General features: G+C 57.2%; 16 protein-coding genes. 6 read left to right on the top strand and 10 right to left on the bottom strand.

From position 1 onward, the window contains the following. From VNM72_00555 to VNM72_00530, 6 genes are all read right to left on the bottom strand, one after another. A partial coding sequence (locus VNM72_00555; GenBank protein ID HXF03889.1) for an IPT/TIG domain-containing protein occupies positions 1-1,460 on the bottom strand: 1,460 nt, incomplete at its 3' end. A gap of 322 nt (positions 1,461-1,782) precedes the next feature. Next, on the bottom strand, positions 1,783-3,402 hold the full coding sequence (locus VNM72_00550) for an LAGLIDADG family homing endonuclease (GenBank protein HXF03888.1): 1,620 nt from the start codon (positions 3,400-3,402) through the stop codon (positions 1,783-1,785). A 58-nt stretch (positions 3,403-3,460) separates the two neighbouring features. Beyond that, positions 3,461-4,999 (bottom strand): HEAT repeat domain-containing protein, encoded by a 1,539-nt coding sequence (locus tag VNM72_00545; protein HXF03887.1) that lies wholly within the window; start codon positions 4,997-4,999, stop codon positions 3,461-3,463. A 495-nt stretch (positions 5,000-5,494) separates the two neighbouring features. Next, positions 5,495-6,718, bottom strand: a complete 1,224-nt coding sequence (locus tag VNM72_00540; protein ID HXF03886.1) for an efflux RND transporter periplasmic adaptor subunit — start codon at positions 6,716-6,718, stop codon at positions 5,495-5,497. Positions 6,719-6,722: 4 nt separating this feature from the next. Next, positions 6,723-7,415 (bottom strand): ABC transporter ATP-binding protein, encoded by a 693-nt coding sequence (locus VNM72_00535; GenBank protein ID HXF03885.1) that lies wholly within the window; start codon positions 7,413-7,415, stop codon positions 6,723-6,725. Between the two features lie 7 nt (positions 7,416-7,422). Then, positions 7,423-8,547, bottom strand: a complete 1,125-nt coding sequence (locus tag VNM72_00530) for an ABC transporter permease (protein HXF03884.1) — start codon at positions 8,545-8,547, stop codon at positions 7,423-7,425. Positions 8,548-8,825: 278 nt separating this feature from the next. Between VNM72_00530 and VNM72_00525 the strand changes: the two genes are divergently transcribed. Then, positions 8,826-9,782 carry a proline iminopeptidase-family hydrolase gene (locus VNM72_00525; protein HXF03883.1) on the top strand — a complete coding sequence of 319 codons (957 nt, stop codon included), beginning with the start codon at positions 8,826-8,828 and terminating at the stop codon, positions 9,780-9,782. A 259-nt stretch (positions 9,783-10,041) separates the two neighbouring features. Then, positions 10,042-10,620 carry an elongation factor P gene (locus VNM72_00520; protein HXF03882.1) on the top strand — a complete coding sequence of 193 codons (579 nt, stop codon included), beginning with the start codon at positions 10,042-10,044 and terminating at the stop codon, positions 10,618-10,620. A gap of 292 nt (positions 10,621-10,912) precedes the next feature. Here VNM72_00520 and VNM72_00515 read toward each other — a convergent pair whose 3' ends face one another. The 3 genes from VNM72_00515 to uvrA all read right to left on the bottom strand — a co-directional run bounded on the left by VNM72_00515 (position 10,913) and on the right by uvrA (position 15,372). Then, positions 10,913-11,857 carry a hypothetical protein gene (locus tag VNM72_00515; protein ID HXF03881.1) on the bottom strand — a complete coding sequence of 315 codons (945 nt, stop codon included), beginning with the start codon at positions 11,855-11,857 and terminating at the stop codon, positions 10,913-10,915. A 66-nt stretch (positions 11,858-11,923) separates the two neighbouring features. Beyond that, positions 11,924-12,514, bottom strand: coding sequence for a D-sedoheptulose 7-phosphate isomerase (locus VNM72_00510; protein HXF03880.1), 591 nt, complete (start codon positions 12,512-12,514; stop codon positions 11,924-11,926). Between the two features lie 14 nt (positions 12,515-12,528). Then, positions 12,529-15,372, bottom strand: a complete 2,844-nt coding sequence (uvrA, locus tag VNM72_00505; GenBank protein ID HXF03879.1) for an excinuclease ABC subunit UvrA — start codon at positions 15,370-15,372, stop codon at positions 12,529-12,531. 369 nt (positions 15,373-15,741) lie between these two features. Between uvrA and VNM72_00500 the strand changes: the two genes are divergently transcribed. From VNM72_00500 to VNM72_00485, 4 genes are all read left to right on the top strand, one after another. Next, positions 15,742-15,975: a KH domain-containing protein gene (locus VNM72_00500; GenBank protein ID HXF03878.1), complete on the top strand. Its 234-nt coding sequence runs from the start codon at positions 15,742-15,744 to the stop codon at positions 15,973-15,975. Between the two features lie 162 nt (positions 15,976-16,137). Further along, positions 16,138-16,620 carry a (2Fe-2S)-binding protein gene (locus tag VNM72_00495; protein HXF03877.1) on the top strand — a complete coding sequence of 161 codons (483 nt, stop codon included), beginning with the start codon at positions 16,138-16,140 and terminating at the stop codon, positions 16,618-16,620. A 107-nt stretch (positions 16,621-16,727) separates the two neighbouring features. Further along, entirely contained in the window at positions 16,728-19,046 is a 2,319-nt protein-coding gene (cutA, locus tag VNM72_00490) for a glyceraldehyde dehydrogenase subunit alpha (protein ID HXF03876.1), read from the top strand. Between the two features lie 87 nt (positions 19,047-19,133). Continuing rightward, a complete protein-coding gene (locus tag VNM72_00485; GenBank protein HXF03875.1) occupies positions 19,134-19,997 on the top strand; it encodes a xanthine dehydrogenase family protein subunit M in 864 nt (287 codons plus the stop codon). A 119-nt stretch (positions 19,998-20,116) separates the two neighbouring features. Here VNM72_00485 and VNM72_00480 read toward each other — a convergent pair whose 3' ends face one another. Next, positions 20,117-21,112 carry an NDP-sugar synthase gene (locus tag VNM72_00480; GenBank protein ID HXF03874.1) on the bottom strand — a complete coding sequence of 332 codons (996 nt, stop codon included), beginning with the start codon at positions 21,110-21,112 and terminating at the stop codon, positions 20,117-20,119. Positions 21,113-21,138 lie beyond the last annotated feature (26 nt).

The raw sequence follows: 21,138 nt of genomic DNA, 5'->3' as shown, positions 1-21,138 counted from the left end.
AGGACGCGACCCGCCTCTTTCGGCAGGGGGAGCAAGCTGACTTCGGTTCCCTGGACGAAAACGAGGCCGTTCTCCGTCGAGAGGGCGAAGCCAGGCTGGAAGAATCGAACGGTCTCCGCTGTCGGCATCGCAGATGAGACGCTGAACGATGGATTGATGAGGCACGTCGGCGGGCTGAGAACTTTCCCGGCGTCCGGCGGTAGTGAAATGAGGCTGACTCCCTCCGAAGACACCACGACGACTCCCCTTGTCGTTGGCAGTAGGATCCTCGAGGTGAAGGGGAAGGGCTGGCCCAACGTATTGGTGTTTGATTCGCCGAATCGGGGATTGAACTCGGGATTGCACTCGAAGACAGGTGGGCCGATCGGTCGGCCTGCCTCTTTCGCCAGCGGAATGAAAGTGAGCTTTGATCCCGCAAGGCGAACGAGACCACCGGTCGTGGCAACCAGTGTAGCAGGAAGGAATGGCTGGGCTGATCCTGCAATCTGCGGTGCAATACTGAACTGAGGGTTTCGTTCGGGAACTGGTGGAGTGAGAGGGAAGCCCGCCTCCCGCGGTAGTGGAATAAAATTCATCGCCGTCGGTGGCCCTTGCACGAGACCGTCTTCGGTGAGAACAAGAATCGAATCCGTTACCAGCGGGTTCGTTGAACTGATTGGAAGGCGAGAATCAAAGGAAGGGTTGGGAATGAAAGTCGGCGGCAAAAGGGGCTCGCCTGGTTCGCCGGGGAACGGGAAAACAGTCAGAGTCCCATTCTCAATGCGAACTACGCCTCGCGTGGTGACAGCCAGAAATGTCCCTGGCGACCTTGAAGAAAGATCAGGGATCGGTCCCCCCAGGGGTACTGGTATTCGACCCGGAAGAGGTCCTGCATAAAGGCTCGACGGGGTGTTCCCTGATCCGATTCCGAGCCCGGGAAGTGTGAACATCCCTCCAAACAGAGGCGGGATCAACCCTCGAAACGGGCTCACCGTGCCAGGAAAGATCACATCTGCCCCGACGGAGATTCGGAACTGGAGCGCTGATCGAGGCAAAGAGATTCCCTGCCACACCGTGCGCGAGAAATCAATCACGGGAGTGAGGCCGGCGAGCACAGCCGTCCGGGATGGATCGGTGATCGTCAAGATGGCGGGTGAGCTGGCGGCACCCCGTGTGATGACAATAACCGGCTGCGGGCCCGGTGTGAGACCTTCAGGCACAAGAAATTCAATGAGATTTTCCGCGACTGTTCGTGACGGAGCGACGACCCCGCCAACCATCACGGTATTCTCTGCCGACGCCGGACTGAAATTGGCCCCCTTGATGCGAACGAGGGCCAGCGGCGAGGCAGCGGCTGGAGAGAGTGCGAGTATGGTCGGTGTCGCGCCGAGCAGGGGGCGGGAAGACTGCGCCCAGAGTACAATCACAAAAGCGAGCCCGGCTGTGAGTCCTCGACGTGCTCGTTGTCCTACTACTACCATCACCCCGACATTATATGAGCAGATCGAGCGCGATCAATACTCCTTTGTAACGAGAGCCTCCGGGCCTGTGGCAGACGGGGACATCTGTGCTATATCTGGCCTACCACCCGAGCCGGTCAGCGCCTCGGCAATACCAAAGTTCATCGTTATAGACGGCGTCGGCGGGTGGATGCTGCATCCTCCGCCTCATCAGAGGTGATTCTCGTTAGGGCGCTCCGAGCCAGACTCGGAGATTTTTTAAAGGCAAGCCGTTTGGTCGTCCGCCCGGTGGGCGGCCAGGAATTCGAGGCTGAAAATACTCCGCATCCGGGAACCAGGGAGTCTAAACCTTCGGCGTGACGAGTCCCTTTTGATCTTGATATTTCCCCTGACGATCCTCATAAGCTGTCAGGCACTCTTCATCGCTTTCAAAGAAAACGACCTGAGCGATTCCCTCTTCAGCATAGATGCGGACGGGCAGGTCAGCCGAGTTGGAGATCTCCAGCACGAGCCTTCCGCGCCAGGTAGGTTCCAGCGGAGTAGCATTCACGATGACCCCGGAGCGAGCGTAGGTGGAATTATGGACCACGAGGTCGTTGGCGATGAAGTTATGAGTTCCCAGGACCGTCAGGTCATATACAGGCTCGCTCCCCCGCGGCGTGATGGACTCCACCGTATCCCATACCAGGGGAGGGAATCTGACCGCATGGATCAAGTGGTCAGAGCTTAAACGATTTTTCCGAGACGTCGTCCACCGTGTGAGGAATTGAGCCTTCTTCGTGCCCGCCATAAACCCGATGTTCTGCCCAAAGGCGGCGACGGCATCTTCGTCAAAAACCGAGAGAGTGAGAGACCGCTCATTGCTTCGATACCTGTCCTGAGCGAGCCGGGCCAGCACGCCAAAGCGCAAAAGCAAATGTTGAATATCCCGAAGCAGGGACTCCGAAGAGGAAGACAGCTCGATCGTCGGTGATCCATCATCTGACAAGCAAACTTTGCCAGCTACGGAAAAAAGGGTTCGCAAGAAACGGGCGAGGCATTCCTTTGTCGCCATGAAAATACAATCCGGGATATGCTCCCCCACCAAAGAGTCTTGGCCATGCCACAGGCTTCCGTCGAACGCTGAGAGATCAAACGGCGGGAAGACCTCCCATCCGGAGAGACAATCTCGGTGAACAGCGTTCATGAGAGAGGCGTGGGGGATAGCACTATAAATCGCCCGCATATCCTGGTGGAGTGGATGTTGGCCAGGGCGGTCAATGACGGATCGGGCCTGCAATGGCTTTTCACCGAGGAGGCTGCGTCCACAGGTGAGGGCCAGAAAATGGATCTCCGATTCGGAAAGGGTTCTCTGGCCGAAAAAGGGGAGGCATGCCGGAACGGCGATCGGATCGCGCGGCAGCAGGGAGCGAAGTTCCATCCATCCCCAAGGAGTTAGGAAAGGATGCCGTGCTGTGGCTCGGATCTTTCGCCCGCTTTGTGTCGTGAGCTCGAAAACGGGTTTAATACCGGTGCACAAATGACGTGTCACGCGTCCGGGCGTTACTCCCTGTGGGCTCAGGGTCGCCGTCGTTCCCGTCTTTTCCTCCACGAAGCTGCGGAGGGGGATCCATCGTCCCGTCTGGACGTCCAGGACGCGGGTGTCGCCACTCAAACATTTACCGAAACACAAGCCGATGACCTTTCGAGGAATGTTGAAGGTTTCGACGGTCACACCCAGAGCATAGGACAGTGGCGGCAAGAGCCAGTACTGGGAACCGTCTTCGGCCGTTCGCAGAGGAGCCTCGATGAGGCTATCGCTGTCGAAGTTTTTCGGGTCAATCTCGCGTCCCTTGATCGGCGAGAAGATGTAAAATCCGTCTTTGGCCAGGCGAATGTCGTAACCATAGCTCGACAGGCCCGCGCTGATGATGCGACGACCTTCTACTTCTCGGACGAGGCGTTCTTCAAAAGGGACAATCATGGCTTGCTCGCGGGCCATGCGAATGATCCACTTGTCAGATTTCACGGTCATAGGCCATTCACTGATAGTGTTCGGGGAGAAATCCGTCCGGCTCACGATAACCCAGGGCAATATTGTTGAGAACCATCTCGCTGGTGAGTTCGGCAAGTGCCTGAAAGAAAGGAATTGACGCCAGCGGCCGACTCTCATCCTGAAGGGCGATCCATAATGCCAGGGCTGTTTGGAGGATGGCCGGAGGATAAGTGGAGTCGAATTTCGCCAGCAGTTCAACGGTCAATCCCAGGCGGCGAATCAGGAGAGTCCGCTCCGGCTCAATCACATCGTTGATAAATGCGGTGAGCACCGCCTGGTCCGGCGAGCGATTTTTTCGGCGAGCCTTGAATCGGGTGAAGAAGGCATAGGCTTGAGGTATATCCAGCCACCAATTATCGAAGGGGGATTCATCAACGAGATAATCCGAAGACGCCAGAAGGCGGTCGAGATTCCGGCGGGCACGGGCCACGAGAATCTCCGGGAAGGCGGGGACATGCTGGAGCGGCGTCAACTCGTCGGTTCCGAACACACGCCGGTGGAAGGCGAATTCCGGCGAGATGAGCGCACGATGTGATCGCGCCACAAATAACGCATCGCGAATGAGTGTTACCGCATACTCGTAAGGGATGGAGTACAGGCCGATTTCGCAATCGAGGGCGCCGATCATCTCACGATACTGCTTCGGGGAAGTTCGCCGCATGCCATAACAATCCTTGATCCCCACCCGCTCGTTGAGCATGAAAAGATGGGTGTCATACCGTCGTGGACCATCCTTTCGGCTAATGATGAGAATCGAGCTTCCGCGTCCATCGGATGGTGTCACCAGACACTCTCGTACAGGGGCGGGCGGAGGATCAAGAGACTCGGGACTCAATCCCTCCCTCCTCAACTTCCGGATGGACTTCTCGATGAGTCCCCAGGCAGATTCTCGATGGTTGAAGAGGTTCTCCAGAACCGTCAGGGACTTCCCTGATTTGATCGAACCAATGGCCTCAATGGCAGCCCGGGCCACTTCACGATCCCAGTATTCGGCCAGCGTCGCCAGCAACTTCAGCGCCCGTTCATCGTTGAGAGATCCGAATCCCTGCACCGACCCGATCTGCATCGCTTTGGGAAGTTGGGCGAAGCTATCCAGGAAAAGACCAATGACATTCTCATCCTCGGCTATGGCATCCAGCAACTGGCCGACCGCCATGCGATAGGAAGATGGCGGGCGCTTGAACACTCGGTTCACATCGAGAGTGTTGACATCCCCGCCATAGTGAACGAATACCGAGATGAGGTTCATCTTCACCTCATCGCGCACGGTTGGGTCGTGAAGCAAAGCGACAACTGCGTCATAAATGGAGGGATCATTCAGTTGTCGAAGGGCGAATCCAACGATAGAAGCAACAGCGGGGTTTTCCGTCCGTTTCAGTTTGTTCAGCAGGATGGGGACGAGCGTCGGTTGGTCGGGTCGAATTTGTTCGAGGAGTTCTCGAATTTTTCCTTCCAGCTCGTTCGCTGGGAGATTCCGCTCGGCAAGCTCGTCAAGGTAGTGAGAGATCTGGAAATAGCGGTCCATAAGCAGCTCCTGAAATCTCGCGCCTGAATGAACACTGACTGTCGTGGGCCAACACGGTGAGAAGCATCCTCGGGCGGAAGCGAGAGAGGGACGAGGCAACCAATGCCGGCGCTCTTTGCCTGCGCTTTCTCTTGCCACCTCGCCATGACATGAGACCCGGCGAGACATTCAGAGGGCCAATCCTTACTTCTCCCCTGTTCCCCCTCATGACCATTTCTTGCTGGCCCCCATTGGCGGGAGACGCTTCGCCTGAGCCGGGAAAATCCCCGCCAACCAAAGGCCCGCGCCGGTTTCAGTGATGTGCGTAATTTCCTTCGATTTTGAGCCCATTTTGCGCCCTGCTATTAGAATACGTTTTGCGTGTCGCGTCAAGCAGGCGGGGGTGGAATTTTTCGCTCCCGGTCGGCAAAAATGAGAGCCGTAGCGAGGGACACGACGCAGGATGCGCTGCAACCGAACGCTTCGGCGACACACTGCCCGGCGACTGATTATCCATTATGGGAGGCGGCGAACAATGTCTCCTTCGGTCAGACCGTCAAGAACTTCCGTGTTGACTCCATCGGTTGCGCCAACCCGGACGGGATGTTCGCGCCATCCCTTCGGCGTGCGCTTCAGGACGAATGCCCGTCCGTCCTTGTGAATCACGGCGCGGGCTGGAACGACAAGGACATTCTCCTTGCGCAAAACCTCGATGGTCACCTCGACGCGCAATCCGATCTTCAAGGGACGCGCCGAGGGATCGAGATCAATGAGCACTTCGAGGATTTCCGTGTCCCGCTTCTCGGCCGGTTCGTCGCTGAAGAGTGTCTTTCGCCCCAGCGATGGTGCGATATGAACGACTCGTCCGGTGAAAACCTCCTCCCGGTAGGCATCAGCTCTGATATATGCCCTCTGCCCGACGGCGACCTTAGCGACATCCGTTTCATCAATTTCTGCTCGCACGCGCAGGGCCGATGTGTCTACCAGAGAAAGAATGGGGAGTCCCACCGTTTCAAAGCGGATGCTTTCACCGGGTTTCATGAACCGTTTCGTCACGATCCCACTGATCGGAGAGCGGAGAAAGGTGTTCTGGTAATTGGCTTCCGCTTCAGCGAGTCGGGCACGGGCCAAGCGAACATCGGCCTCGGCCGCAGCGATCTCTTCTGGCCGGAACCAGCTGAGCACCTGCTGGTACCGTTGCTCAGCAATCTGCTGCCGCGCTATAGCCGTTCGCAGTTCACGCTCGGCGCGATCCAGTTCATCCCGCGCGATGACGCCCCGATGGAAGAGTTGCGAGAGGCGTTCATAATCTCGCCGTGCGGTTTCAGCAATGGCTCTCGCTTCGTCCACCGCGGCCCGCGCTTGCTCAATCTCCTCGCGGCGTGCTCCTGAACGAAGGAGCTTCAGATGTGCTTCGGCCTTTTCCAGAAGTGCGCGCTCGGTCTCCACTCGAGCGCGATAATCTTCGTTGTCCAGAATGACTAGGATTTGTCCTTTCGTAACACGATCTCCCTCATCCACGGTTATGGTCTGGATACGACCGGGAATTTTCGAGCTGACACGGATTTCTTCCGTCGCCCCCTCCACCCGACCGTTGGCTGCAATCCGCAGGATGATCTCCCCACGTCGGACCAGCCCTTCTTCGCTGGAAAGGCGGTGATTATTCGCCAGGAACATGCCGAGGAAAATCGTGGCTGCTCCCATGACGATCCACAAAGTCGCAGTCATTCGTTTGCTCATAAGCTCACGCAGCATCTCTTTCCCGCCGGATCGTGCCGTCTTCCATAAAGAGGATTTCGTCAGCCAGATCGAGGATGCGGTTATCATGGCTGACCATGAACACGAGACGATTATCCCTGGCTGAGATCTCTTTGAGCAATGTGACGATCAGGCGACCGGTCTTCGAGTCCAGCATTCCCGTTGGCTCATCGGCGAGGATAATCGGGGGATCACCGGCGAGGGCGCGGGCCACGGCCACACGTTGCTTCTCTCCTCCGCTCAGGTCCTCGGGAAGATGGTGAAGTCGTTTCTCCAGTCCAACCTTTTTCAACAGTTCAATGGCCGTTTCTCGGGCCGCCCGGCCATTGATCCGCTTCAACTGAAGGGTCAATTCCACATTCTCCAGCGCCGTCAACGCAGGGAAGAGATTGAAGCTCTGGAAAATAAACCCGATATATTGACGTCGGATGAACGGAAGCCGTCGCTCATCCAGGGCCGTCACCTCTTTGTCAAAGATGAAGATTCGACCCCGGGTGGGCTTGAGCAAGCACCCCATCATCGTCAAAAGCGTCGTCTTGCCGCTGCCCGACGGGCCCATGAGAATGATGAATCGCCCTCCCGACAGGCTGAGGTTCACATCGTCTACGGCGACCACAGCCGAATCTCCGCGACCGTAGACTTTCGTCACATGCTCCAGGCGAATGAGTGGTTGGTCCATACTTCCGTCAGCTTTTGAACACAAGGGCCGGATCAATCTTTGTCACCTTGTAAATGGAAACAAGCGACGAGGCGACTCCCATCACCAGCGTCACAGCGAAGATGATGGCGAGGACGCTCGGCGGCAAATAGGCATCCACGCCGAGCTTTCTCGTCCCTTGCAGGGCGAACCGGCTGAGTACCATGCCCAGTCCGTAGCCGATGGCGGTGATGATCAAGGCCTGTTTGATGATGACGGCGTAGATGTCCCGGTTGGAAGCACCGATGGCTTTGAGCGTCCCGAACTCTTTGATGTGCTCCATTGTCGAAGCATAAATTGTTTGCCCGACAATGATGACGCCAATGATGAGGCCCATGAGAGCCGTGCTGAGCAGAAGAATACCGGCTCCTGTAACGAGGAGCCAGTATCGCCGTGATTTCCAACTGAATTCCCGCTTCGTGTAAACGTCCACGCCGGTAATGGTCTCTTGGAGACGGTTTTTGACCTCGGCGATAGAGTAGCCCGGCGCCACCTTGATCAGAATATAGACCGTTTGTCCCGGCTGAACAAAGGTTAACCGGAGGGCATTCTTATAGGAAGTGAAAGCGAAGGGACTGCCGACGAATGATTTGGCGCCTCGAGTGATACCGGCGATTCGGGCTTTCTGACCGATGATCTCAACTTCGTCGCCAACCCAGGGATTACCCAGGCGGCCCCGGTCGGCTTCATCAATGAAGATCTGATTGAAGTATTTGACCTCGCGAAGATCTCCGGTGATGATGTCCCAGGGAGCGCCGATCATCGTCTCCGGGTTGAATCCGATCACCTGGATGGTTTCCTGGCCTCCGTCGGGCATCTTCCAGTAGCTGAAACCCATGATGAGCTTCTCGGCCCAGAGGACACCAGGAACTTTCCTCGCCTCGTAGAGTTTGCTCTCGGAGAAGGGAAGAGCGAAGTCAAAATTTTTCAGATTCTTCGAGGTGATCCAGATGTCGGCCTCGTTATGATCTATGAGGACCGAGGCATTGTACATGAACTTCAGGAGGAATCCCACCTGGAGGGTCATCAAGACGACGGCGAATTGCACGCCGACGAGGGCCACCAGAAATCGCACCTTGTCATGGAAGAGGTTCTTTCGAGCAATCGAAACCACTGTCCCCCTCCGGGCGCGCCGATCTGTTGCTCATCATGATGACGATGATGCGGCCTGCATTCGACAGGCGCATTTCGGGCAGTCAGTATAAACGCTCAGTCATGCCGCTGCAAAGTCTTCCGGCAAGAATGCTGCCGGAATGCAGAATCACTTGTTAAGGTTTAGCAGCAGCCAGTACAATCACCGGGCGCCAGCAAAAGGGGAAGTGCGAGGCGCACAAGCGATAGATGACAGCACAGCAGTTGCCTGGGATTGGAGAGTCATCAGAAGGAGGTTCCATGATTGAGGGCTACTTTGACTCAACGGGTCGTGACGATGTGTTGAGCGGCGGCGTCAAGCTGATCCCTATTACCACGCCGAAAGGATCCTTCCGCGTATGGACCAAACGAGTGGGAAACAATCCTCGAATCAAAGTGCTGTTGCTTCATGGTGGTCCCGGAGCGACGCATGAATATTTCGAGGCCTTTGATTCTTACTTCCCGGCGGCGGGTATCGAGTATTACTACTACGATCAACTGGGGTCGGCCTATAGTGACCAACCGGATGATCCCGACCTGTGGGAGCTTCCGCGTTTTGTGGACGAGGTCGAGCAGGTTCGTCGGACGCTCGGCCTGAACGAGACGAATTTCTTTTTGCTCGGTCACTCCTGGGGTGGTCTCCTGGCCATCGAATACGCGCTCGTCCACCAGTGCCATTTGAAGGGACTCATCATCTCTAACATGATGGCGAGCATCCCAGCATACAATGAGTACGCGGAGAAGGTACTCATGCCCGCCATGGATCAGTCTGTGCTTAAGGAGATCAAGCAACTCGAAGCAGCGGGAGAGTACGAAAACCCGCGCTATATGGAACTTCTCCTGAACCATCACTACGTCCACCATGTTCTCCGCATGCCGCTCGATCAGTGGCCGGACCCGGTCAATCGAGCTTTTCGGCACCTCAATCCGAAAATTTACGTCCCGATGCAGGGGCCGAGTGAACTGGGTGCGAGCGGAAAACTCGCCACATGGGACCGCACGGCGGATCTGGCCAAGATCACCGTGCCCACTCTGGTCATCGGGGCTCGCTACGATACGATGGACCCCGCTCATATGGAGAACATGGCGCGCCTGCTTCCGCGAGGGCGTTACCTGTTCTGCCCTAACGGGAGCCACATGGCGATGTATGATGATCAACGAGTGTACATGGAGGGAGTGATTCGATTCCTCTATGATGTAGACGAGGCCCGTGTGTAAGCCAGCTCCACTCCGCCACAGGCTCACATCGTGATGAGTCATCTCGAGTGGGGAGGGTGGGGTTCTTTCCACTCCGGGCATCTCCTCAGTGGGAGTTATCCGGGGATGCCCCAGCTCCTTTTTGAAGAGGCATCGCGTGCGGAGAGCATCCCCCTTCCCCGTCGGTCTCCCAGAGGTTGATGCGGTTGCCACACTTGCCTTTGGGGGACATTGTGCGTAGATTACCTTTACCAGCGAAAAAACGTCAGGAGGGCTGTCTATGATTGCGGCATCGGAGATTCGCGCCGGAATGGTGGTCAAACTTGACGGCGAGCTTTACCGGATCATCCAGGCCGAATACCATGCTGGAGGTGGACAGTTCGGTGGGACAATGTTCGCCAAGGCCGAGAATCTCCAGACGCGGCATATCAAGGAATGGCGATTTCATCCTGATCAAAAAGTCGAGGATGTCGAGCTGGAACGACAGGAAATGGAATTCCTCTATAGCGATGGCGAGGATTTTTATTTCATGAATCCGGAGACGTTCGAACAGATCAGTCTGCCCCGAGAGGTCATTGGTCACAGGGAGAAGTTCCTTCAGGCGAATATGCGCATTCCTGTGGAGATTTATAACGGTAATCCCGTGAATGTTGTCTTTCCCGAATTCGTGGACCTCAAAGTCATTTCAGCCCCTCCGGGATTGCGCGAACATGACGTGTCAACCTATAAGACTGCTGTGTTGGAAAACGGGATGGAGGTTCTCGTCCCACAGTTCATCAAGGAAGGAGAAATCGTTCGCATCGAAGTCGAGACTGGCAAGTACGTCGAGCGGGTGAAACAGGAAGGGAGAAAGGTCTAGGGATGTAACTGATGCTGCTCGGCCACCGGCGAAGAAAAAAGGGATGAATCTTACTGCCACCCACTCGTTTCGTCGCCAGTTGCTGTCATTGCATACGAGGCTCGTACTCGGTTGGGGAAGTGGAGCCACGACTTTCCCTCGACAGTTACCGCTGTTATAAATGGGATCGAACCGGTGCGGGATTCAAACGCTGCTTTCAGGTGGTCGGTGAATTGTAGCTTGTAAGAAGACCGCATGCCAACCCACGCCAGGACTGAGCGCGTTGGGACTCTCCCCGACAGACCCCTAAGACCTACTGGAAAACTTCTTCGAGGGATCGAGCTTCTGGTACTCGCAGGACCCACTCTTCGAGCGTCGTCTGATCGGCGACTTCAATCTTCTGCTGAACCCATTCCGGCAACGACCCGAACCGACGTTCCAGTAGTCGCCGGAGTAGCGTCATCGCCTCCTGGCGAAGTCCCTGCTGAAGCCCCTGCTGAAGCCCTTGCTGGAGCCCCTGCTGAAGCCCCTGCTGGAGCCCCTGCTGAAGCCCCTGCTGAAGCCCTTGCTGGAGCCCTTCTTCCACGATGAACTGATACATGCTCGACTCTTTCAGTTGTTCTAACGGTATCATGCTCTCCCTCCCGATCAGTTCGATAAGTTCAGTTTTATCATAGCGGAGTCCCCCCAGCAGCAGAAAGTGCAAGCCTAGCTCACACCGCTGCCGCTCGTCGGGTATCTCTCTCAGGTGCTGGGCCCCGGAGCGAACCACCTTCCACCCACCCCGCATGAGTGGCAAGAACGGCAGAAGGCTCGGGCGATTCCACGCCAGAACTTTCTGGCCCGACACTCGCCACAGGCATACCAGCCGACAGCGCAAATTAATCTGCAGATCTCCTGCCTCCACCCGACGTCCGAGCCTTAGCTTGCGGGGCATTCCACGCGGAGTCAGCACCAGCACATAGCTGCTGAGAGGCAGTCGGTACTTCAACCAGAGACGCAATCCATAGTCCAGCATCCGATCGGGTAGCGAGCTGTCATAGACAGTCTGCGCCTCTACGTGCACCAGCCGACGGCCTTCGGCTGTGGCCACTTCATAGGGCTGATCGGGCAACTGGGCGGCAACGCTAATTTCGCGCGGCAGTAACGCAATCTTCGCCTGCTGGCCTGGTGCCAGTTCACCCAAAAGCAACATCAGCGCCTCGGCATCTTGCTCGGCCAGATACTTGAACGCCTGATCGTAGGGCTTTGTGCTCATGGTCTCACCGGATTGCTGGGTTCAAACTACCTTCGGTAGCCGGGCTATGTATCTCGTCAGACCAGTCTACCTTGCTGATGGTGGCGAGGCCATCGCCCGTTCAACAAGATCACAGAGGATGTGCCCGATCGTGATGTGCACCTCCTGAATTCGAGCCGTTTGGTCGCTTTCCACAATAAGCGCGAGGTCAACCAGTTGTCCCACTTCACCGCCATCTCGCCCGAGAAGCCCGATGGTATAGAGTCCCCGGGCACGCGCTGTCTGCACGCCTTTTATGACATTTTCCGACCGACCGCTCGTACTGATTGCGATCGCGACATCCCCCGGCTGCCCCAGCGCTTCGATCTGGCGGCTGAAGATGTCCTCGTAGGATGAATCGTTGGCAATTGAGGTCAAAATCGAGGTATCTGTTGTCAGTGCTATGGCCGCCAGCGCCGGGCGCTCCCGATTGTAACGGTTGACCAGTTCGGCGGCGATGTGCTGAGCATCCGCTGCGCTCCCGCCATTCCCGAAAAGGAGAATTTTCTTTCCGCGCGCGAGCGCCTGAATCATGAGGTCAGCAGCTTGAGCGACGCGATCCGCGTGCGCAGAGAAAAAGCGTTCCTTCACCATCACAGATTCTCGCGCGAGGCGTTGAATCTCAGCCACGTTGCTCATGATCCATTGCCCCTTCACACTGAGGGTGGGGCTTGTCCCCGAAGGATCGGAGCCAGGGCCTGGCCGGTATAAGAACTCGGTGTTTGAGCCACCACCTCGGGAGGGCCTTCTGCGACGATGTATCCTCCGGCGTCTCCCCCTTCGGGCCCAAGGTCAATGATCCAGTCGGCACACTTAATGACTTCAAGGTTGTGTTCGATCACGATCACCGTATTGCCCATGTCAACGAGCCGTTGAAGCACCTCCAGCAGCTTCCTCACATCTTCAAAGTGCAGACCCGTCGTTGGTTCGTCCAGGATGTAGAGGGTACGACCAGTGGGTCGTTTACTGAGTTCCTTGGCGAGCTTTATCCGTTGGGCTTCGCCTCCCGACAGTGTCGTGGCCGGCTGGCCGAGCTGGATGTATCCGAGTCCCACATCGCGCAGGGTTTGCAGTTTTTGCCTAATCGGCGGAATGTTTTCCAGAAGCTCATAGGCGTCTTCAACGGTCATCTGCAGGACATCAGCAATGGAGTAACCCTTATAGCGGACGCTCAAGGTCTCTTGATTGTAGCGGGAGCCCCGACAAACCTCGCAAGGAACATAAACATCGGGGAGGAAATTCATCTCGATTCGTTTAAGGCCGTCACCCTGACAGGCGTCACACCGGCCACCTTTCACATTGAAACTGAATCGCCCTTGTTTGTAGCCGCGCGCCCGGGCTTCCGGTAACTGGGCGAACAGTTGGCGGATAAAAGTGAAGACGCCCACGTAGGTCGCTGGATTCGATCTCGGTGTGCGTCCAATCGGCGATTGGTCTATTTCGATCACTTTATCAATGGACTCCGTTCCCGTGATCTTTTCATGCGGTCCTGGCTCCGCTGTACTCCCATAGAGTTTTTGGGCCAAGGCCCGATAGAGAATCTCGTCTACGAGCGAGGACTTCCCGGAACCCGATACCCCCGTGACGCAAATCAGCAGGCCCAGAGGAAATCGCACCGTTATATGTTTGAGGTTATTAGCCGCCGCCCCATGAACCGTGAGAAACTTCCCCTGGGGGCGACGCCGCACCTCGGGAATGGGAATAGTTCGTTGACCGGACAGGTACTGTCCGGTGAGAGAGTGTGGATTTTGTGCGATAGCCTCAGGGGGACCACTGGCGACGAGAAATCCACCCTGACTTCCCGCCCCCGGACCGAGGTCAATCACATAGTCAGCCCGTCGGATCGTTTCTTCATCATGTTCCACGACGACGACGGTATTTCCGAGGTCGCGTAATCGTTCAAGGGTCTCCAGCAAACGACGGTTATCCCGGGGATGAAGGCCGATGGACGGCTCATCGAGGACATAGAGCACGCCGCGCAGCTGGGACCCGATCTGAGTGGCCAGGCGGATCCGCTGGGCTTCTCCTCCGGAAAGGGTCGTGGCCGGACGGTCGAGCGTCAAGTATCCGACACCGACTCGTTCGAGAAATTCCAAACGGGAGCAAATCTCTTTGAGGAGGAGGCCGGCGATCTCTAGCTCCCGCGCCGTCAGATGTTGAGGGAGGAGGCGAAACACTTCCAAGGCCTCGCCAATAGGCATGGCCGTATAGTCGGCTATTGACCGACCGCCCACTGTGACAGCCAGACTCGCAGGCTGCAACCGCTTCCCCCTGCAGGCGGGACAGGGCATCAGGCGAACCAGCGAGGAGGCGGTCATGTCCCCGTTTTCGTCATCGCTCTCGTAGCCATTTCGTCGAGCGAGGGATCGCTCAAGAAGGCGAACTGCACCTATCCAGGGAGGGTTCTGCCTCGATCCAAAGCGGCCAGCGGTGAGCTTTTCTTTCGTCCCGTAGAAAAAGGCATTCTTGACATTTTCCGGCAACTCCGCAAACGGTGTTCGGACATCTAGCTTGAAGTGTTGTGCCAGAGCGAGCAGCGCATTCTTCAGATAAAGTTCCGTCGCTCGATCCGGCGAGACCAGGTCGAGGTCCTTAAGGGGCTTCTGAGGATCCACGATAATACGTTCGGGAATGATGGTCGGCTTCACCCCCAACCCCTGGCATTCCGGGCATGCTCCGTATGGACTGTTGAAGGAGAAAAAGCGCGGTTCCAGGGCGGGAACAGAGAACCCGCATTCGACGCAGGCCATCTTTTCCGAGTACAGGTGCTCGCTCCCATCCACCACTGAAACCAACACAGTGCCTCCGGTCAGCTTCAATGCCGTTTTGACCGCCGATTCCAGCCGCTCGCGGATCCCCGGCTTGATCAAGAGCCGATCCACCACGATCTCAATCGTGTGGTTCTTTCGGCGGCTGAGCGAGATCGGTTCCTCCAGAGACCGAAGCTCACCATCAATGCGGGCGCGGAGAAACCCCTGACGCGCCAGCTTCTCCAGCTCCTTGCGAAATTCCCCCTTTCTCCCGCGCACAATGGGAGCCAGGATCATCACCCGTTCACCCGAAGGAATCTCCAGAATCGTCTTGACGATCTGATCGACTGATTGGCGAGTAATGGGTTGACGACATTGGGGACAGTGAGGGCGACCAATCGAGGAGAAAAGGACTCTCAGGTAATCGTAAATCTCGGTCACCGTTCCCACTGTTGAGCGAGGACTTCGACTGATAGTTTTCTGCTCGATGGACAGGGCGGGTGAGAGTCCTTCGATGGAGTCAACATCGGGTTTTTCGAACTGATCGAGGAACTGGCGGGCGTAGGCCGAGAGCGAGTCTATATAGCGCCGCTGCCCCTCTGCGTAAAGGGTATCGAAAGCGAGGCTTGACTTCCCTGAGCCGCTCAGCCCCGTAATCACCGTCAGGGAATGGTGCGGGATCTCCAAGTCGAGATTTTTAAGATTGTGCTCCCGGGCCCCCCGGATCGTAATTCTATCCATCGTCATGACCGTCTACGGTGAGAAGTGCTGGCGCCGGTCCAAAATGGGAATCTTAGGCAGGGGGAGAAGAACCTGTCAAGCGAGCCCTCAATCCGGGTGCGAGATATAGCCCCAAGGGCCTCTCTCCAGAATAGCATGGCATTCGGCTGGAGAGCCTAAGGAAAGCACTCCGGAGCTGAGGGTTGCACCCAGCTGACGAGTTCCTCCGGAGCCCTCGCCTCGATGAGGCAAGCCCCGACTGCTGGAGAATCCAAGGGGGCGTTTCCGTGACGGGCCATCGTCCAAGCGGGTCAAATTTGTGTTGAATCTATTGCAAAGAGGGTGTAATATAACGGCGGTTGAGGAGGAGCTATTAAAGGGGGCGGTCCAAGTCGTATGAAAGAACTGGTCGAACAAATCGTGAAGGTGCTTGTGGATAATCCTGATGAGGTCAAGGTCCGAGAGATCGCAGGGGCCGGAACAATTGTCTATGAACTGCGGGTCGCCAAGTCTGATCTGGGGAAGGTCATCGGAAAGCAAGGAGCCAATGCCAAAGCGATTCGCACGATCCTGAGCGCCGCCGGAATGAAGCAAAAAAAGCGCGTCAGCCTGGAGATTCTTGAGGACTGACGCCGCCGACGTTCGGTGCGATCATCGTCCGGTGGTGAGATGCATCACCACAAGGCGGTGAGGGAGTGAAAAACCCGACCGAGCAGGTCTCTCCGCCCTGACAGACGGCGGGGATCTCTTTTGTCAGAGATTCAGGCGTATCTCTTTCGGTCAGGGAGGTGACTGGTGGGTAGACTAATCCAGACAACAATCAATGGCACTGTCTATCGGCATGAGGTTGAACCTCGACTCCTGCTTGTTCATTACCTGCGGGATGTCCTTGGCTTGACAGGGACGCATATCGGATGCGAGACGGGGCTCTGTGGGGCTTGCACGGTTCTCTTCAACGGAGTGGCCGTGAAATCCTGCATGGTCCTGGCAGTGCAGGCCGATGGCGGTGAGATTACGACCATTGAGGGCCTGGCTCGCGAGGGCACACTTCATCCCGTTCAGGAAGGATTCTGGGTCAAGCATGGCCTTCAGTGCGGGTATTGCACGCCGGGCATGATCCTCGCCGCCTATCAACTTCTTTTGAGGAATCCTCAGCCCACAGTCGAGGAAATTCGTCATGGGCTTGAAGGGAACCTGTGCAGGTGCACGGGGTATCAGCATATCATCGAAGCCGTGCGGTATGCTGCCGACAAAATGAAGGGATCGGCCCCTTAGGGGCTCTCATTCGGTTGTGGGGGGCGAATGGGTAGCCTCGTCAGGGGCCGATTTCAGCTCGCAACTGACGAAACCCTCACCTGGACGACATTAGCGAGGAGTCAATTATGGCCAAAAAGTACGTTGGTCAACCCATCAAGCGTGTGGAAGACCCTCGACTCATCACTGGGCAATCCCGGTATGTGGATGATATCCGGTTGCCGGGGATGCTCTATATGGCATTTGTACGTAGCATTCACGCTCACGCCCGCATAAAAGCGCTCGACGTTGAGGCGGCGCGAACCGCTCCCGGTGTGGTGCTGGTTTTGACGGGGGCAGATATTGATGATCGCATCGGCGACGTTCCCGTCGTGGGGCGATTGGCCGAGATGAAAATCCCCCGACACCGGCCACTGGCTACGGGCAAAGTCCACTATGTTGGCGAACCGATCGCGGCGGTGGTCGCGACAGACAGGTATCTGGCCCGGGACGCCGTTGACCTCATCACAGTGGATTACGAGCCGCTGGAGGCCGTGGTGGACCCGGAGAAGGCTATCGAAGAGGGAGCGCCCATCATCCACGAAGAGTTTCCCAACAATGTCGTGTTCGTCTGGCGGTTGAGCGGCGGCGATATTGACCGTGCATTTCGTGAAGCCGATGTGGTTGTCAGGCAGCGAATGGTCAACCAGCGGCTCATTCCTGTAGCGATGGAGCCGCGAGCGGTCGTGGCCGAGTACTTAACGGGGGGAGAACTGACCCTCTGGACCTCAACTCAGATTCCCCACCTCGCGCGCACCCAAATTGCGCGTATGCTGGGATTACCCGAACACATGGTTCGCGTCATCGCTCCGGAAGTCGGTGGAGGCTTCGGCAGCAAACTCAACGTCTATGCTGAAGAAGCTCTGGTCGGCTATGCCGCGATGAAGCTCGGCCGTCCGGTCAAATGGACCGAGACGCGGCGCGAGAACTTTTTGACGACAATTCACGGTCGCGGCCAGATTGATTATGTCGAGGCCGCCGCGAAAAAAGACGGAACCGTGCTCGGCCTCCGGCTCAAGATCATTCAAGACATCGGAGCCTATCATCAGCTTTTGACCCCGGCGATTCCGACGCTCACCGGACTGATGGCCACCGGGCCCTACAGGATTCCCCATCTTTCGGTAGAAATCATCGGAGCGTTCACGAACAAAATGGCCACTGATGCCTATCGCGGAGCAGGCCGACCGGAAGCGACTTATCTGCTCGAAAGAACGATGGATCTGGTGGCCGCAGAGCTTGGCATGGATCCCATCGAGGTTCGCAAGAAAAATTTCCCTCGGGCGGACGAGTTTCCTTTCCCGACGGCCAGTGGGCTCCTGTACGACAGCGGCAATTACGCCGCCGCTCTGGAGCGCGCGGTCTCGCTCATCGGCTACGACGAACTGCGCCGGGAACAGCGACAGCTCCGCGATCAGGGGAGGTATATGGGCATTGGCATCTCAAGCTATGTCGAAATCTGTGCTCTGGGGCCATCCCCTGCTCTTGCCACCGGAGGATGGGAGAGCGCCACCATTCGTGTCGAGCCGACGGGACGGGTGACGGTGCTTACGGGCGCTTCCCCACACGGTCAAGGTCAGGAGACGTCGTTCGCCCAGATCGTGGCCGACGAATTCGGTCTGGATATCGAAGATGTTCGCGTCATTCATGGTGACACCGGTATTGTCCAGTATGGGATCGGAACGTTCGGAAGCCGGGCCACTGCCGTGGGCGGCGCGGCTCTTTTCGGAGCTGCCCAGAAGGTGAAAGAAAAGGCCCAACGGCTCGCCGCCCATCTCCTCGGCGAGGAGAATGTCGCCAATGTCGGCTTTGAAGACGGAAAGTTTTTCGTCAAGGATAACCCCCAGAGAGCCGTGTCCTTTCGGGATGTCGCAGCGGCTTCTTACGCAGCCAAGAACCTGCCGCCGGGGATGGAACCGGGGCTCGTCGCGACATTCTTCTTTGAACCGACGAATTTCACCTTTCCTTTCGGTACGCATATTGCCGTCGTCGAAGTTGATCCCGAGACGGGCGCCGTTGAACTGAAACGCTACGTCGCCGTGGATGACTGTGGACGAGTGATCAATCCGCTGCTTGTGGACGGGCAGGTTCACGGGGGAATCGTGCAGTCCATCGGACAGGCGCTCTTCGAGGAGGCTGTTTATGATGAATCCGGGCAGTTGGTCACGGGGGAATTGACCGATTATGCGATCCCCCGTGCGTCCGATGTCCCGTGGTTTGAAACCGATCGCACGGAAACGCCGTCGCCGGTCAATCCTCTAGGCGTCAAAGGCGTCGGAGAGGCGGGAACGATCGCGGCGACCCCGGCTATTGTCAACGCCGTTGTTGACGCTCTCTCCCCGCTTGGCGTTCGGCATATTGATATGCCACTCAAACCGGAAAAGATTTGGCGACTGGTTCATCGCGTTTGAGGCGACATTCAGGAACCATCATGACCTTTCGCCGGAGAAGAATCACGACGGGTTTGAGAAATCAGCGGCTTTCACGAGGAGGGGACGATGATTCCGAGTGCCTTTGAATACTTCGCGCCATCGAGCGTGAGCGAAGCCGTTTCGCTTCTGAGCACGTACCGTGACCAAGCCAAGCTTCTGGCGGGAGGACACAGTTTGATCCCGTTGATGAAACTTCGTCTGGCGCAGCCGAAGTATGTGATTGACCTGAGCCGGATCGCAGAGCTGACCTCGATTCGGGACGAAGGAGATGCCATTGTGGTGGGGGCACTTGCCCGACATCATGCCGTCGAGACATCCGACATCATCAGGCAAAAATGCCCGGTGCTGGCTGAAGCGGCAGGCAAGATCGGTGATGTTCAAGTTCGGAACATGGGGACGATCGGAGGGAGCCTCGCGCACGCCGACCCGGCAGCCGATTATCCGGCAGCCATCCTGGCTCTAGGGGCGCAGATGCACCTGGTTGGTCCCCGTGGGGAACGGTCGGTGATGGCGGAGGATTTTTTTGTTGATCTCCTGACGACGGCCCTCCAACCGGATGAGCTTCTGGTGTCCGTCCGCATTCCCGCAATTAAGCCTCGAACGGGAACGGCTTATATCAAGATCCCGCAAAAGGCCTCGGGTTTTGCCTTGTGCGGCGTTGCAGCTCTGGTTACGGTAGATCAAAACAATATCTGCCAGGATGCTGCCATCGGGATCACGGGAGTGGCCGCGAAGGCATATCGGGCGAAAGGCGTCGAGGCCTCACTTAGGGGCCAGAAGATGGAGGGCCAGACTCTCGCCGATGCCGCCGCCAAAGCGGCCGAGGGCGTTGATCCACTGGAGGATATTCACGCTTCGGCGGAGTATCGCGCACACCTGGCGCGGGTCTGCTGCCGGCGCGCCCTGGAACTGGCACTCTCACGCATCTGAAAGAACATCGCCGCGTTCTGGTGGGCGGTTTTCAGGCCTGGAGATCGTCATTCCTGTCCGGACTGTGCTTCCGGCTCTATGGTTTTTCGACACCCTGAGGAAGAGGATTATCCTGTCCTTCAAAACGGGACAACGAGATTATCCCCGATAATACTCCCTCGTTCGGGAGGAGCCGAACACAGCGCAGCGCGTACGATAGCTACGCGCTCAAAGTGACTGTCGGGCGGGATAACGACATCGTCTCCAACGATGCAGTGACGAAGTGTCGCCGAGCGATTCACAAAGACACGTTCCCAGAGAATCGAACCGGTCACGGCGGCTCCATCTTCGACATTCGATCCCGTTCCCAGGAGAGCGGTCATGCCTCGCTCTTGAAGGAGCTCAAGACTCGCCCGGAGATACCGTTCCAGCGTGCTCAAATCATACCAGCGCCCTTCAGCCACGTGAGCGGCGATCAATCGCCCCGCTTCGATGGCGCGAGGATAAGCCTCAAGCGTCGTGTGTGAAAACCGACCTCGAGGAATGAACTCGAAAATCTCCGGCTCGAGAATTTGAATGCCGGTGAACATGAGGGGCGCATGGTCGTCCAGAACCGCGCCCGCTGGCATCGAAGGGGCTCCCTCTTCCGTCAGAGGGGCAGGGAACCCGCCGAAGCGGCGAATTCGTCCGTCGCCATCCACCTCAACAATGCTGAAGCGGTCCCACTCGCGGTTGCGACGCAAAACAAGTGTAGCCAGGGCCCGCCGCTCACGATGCGTCGAGAGGGCGGCAGCGAGATCAATCTCCGTGATGATTTTGCCGTTGACGACGACGAAGGTGTCATCCGCCAGAAGATGACGGACCTTATCGAGGGCTCCCCCTGTGCCGAGGATTTCTGCTTCTTCGGAATAGGTGATCGTGACCCCAAAAGCCGACCCGTCACCCAGGACGCGGCGAATGGACTCGCCCTGGTGATGAAGGTTCACGATGATGTCGTAGATGCCGAACTTCTTCAGGTACTCGACCGTGTAGGTTATGATCGGCCGATTGAGAAAAGGCACAGCCGGTTTGGCGCGGTCTGCCGTGAGCGGCCAGAGCCGCGTCCCCAATCCGGCGGCGAGAATCATCGCGCGCATCGGTTACCTCGTTCGTGTTCTCAACC

Source organism: Blastocatellia bacterium, assembly GCA_035573895.1.
Lineage (GTDB): Bacteria > Acidobacteriota > Blastocatellia > HR10 > HR10 > DATLZR01.
This window is presented reverse-complemented; position numbering and strand designations above follow the sequence as displayed.

What these genes read in the sequence shown, in the direction of transcription:
- VNM72_00525 (HXF03883.1), top strand. Translation starts at nt 8,826, where the DNA reads ATGATTGAGGGCTACTTTGACTCAACGGGTCGTGACGATGTGTTGAGC.
- VNM72_00545 (HXF03887.1), bottom strand. Translation starts at nt 4,999, where the DNA reads ATGGACCGCTATTTCCAGATCTCTCACTACCTTGACGAGCTTGCCGAG.
- VNM72_00535 (HXF03885.1), bottom strand. Translation starts at nt 7,415, where the DNA reads ATGGACCAACCACTCATTCGCCTGGAGCATGTGACGAAAGTCTACGGT.
- VNM72_00515 (HXF03881.1), bottom strand. Translation starts at nt 11,857, where the DNA reads ATGAGCACAAAGCCCTACGATCAGGCGTTCAAGTATCTGGCCGAGCAA.
- VNM72_00520 (HXF03882.1), top strand. Translation starts at nt 10,042, where the DNA reads ATGATTGCGGCATCGGAGATTCGCGCCGGAATGGTGGTCAAACTTGAC.
- VNM72_00510 (HXF03880.1), bottom strand. Translation starts at nt 12,514, where the DNA reads ATGAGCAACGTGGCTGAGATTCAACGCCTCGCGCGAGAATCTGTGATG.
- cutA (HXF03876.1), top strand. Translation starts at nt 16,728, where the DNA reads ATGGCCAAAAAGTACGTTGGTCAACCCATCAAGCGTGTGGAAGACCCT.
- VNM72_00540 (HXF03886.1), bottom strand. Translation starts at nt 6,718, where the DNA reads ATGAGCAAACGAATGACTGCGACTTTGTGGATCGTCATGGGAGCAGCC.
- VNM72_00550 (HXF03888.1), bottom strand. Translation starts at nt 3,402, where the DNA reads ATGATTGTCCCTTTTGAAGAACGCCTCGTCCGAGAAGTAGAAGGTCGT.
- VNM72_00500 (HXF03878.1), top strand. Translation starts at nt 15,742, where the DNA reads ATGAAAGAACTGGTCGAACAAATCGTGAAGGTGCTTGTGGATAATCCT.
- VNM72_00480 (HXF03874.1), bottom strand. Translation starts at nt 21,112, where the DNA reads ATGCGCGCGATGATTCTCGCCGCCGGATTGGGGACGCGGCTCTGGCCG.
- VNM72_00485 (HXF03875.1), top strand. Translation starts at nt 19,134, where the DNA reads ATGATTCCGAGTGCCTTTGAATACTTCGCGCCATCGAGCGTGAGCGAA.
- uvrA (HXF03879.1), bottom strand. Translation starts at nt 15,372, where the DNA reads ATGACGATGGATAGAATTACGATCCGGGGGGCCCGGGAGCACAATCTT.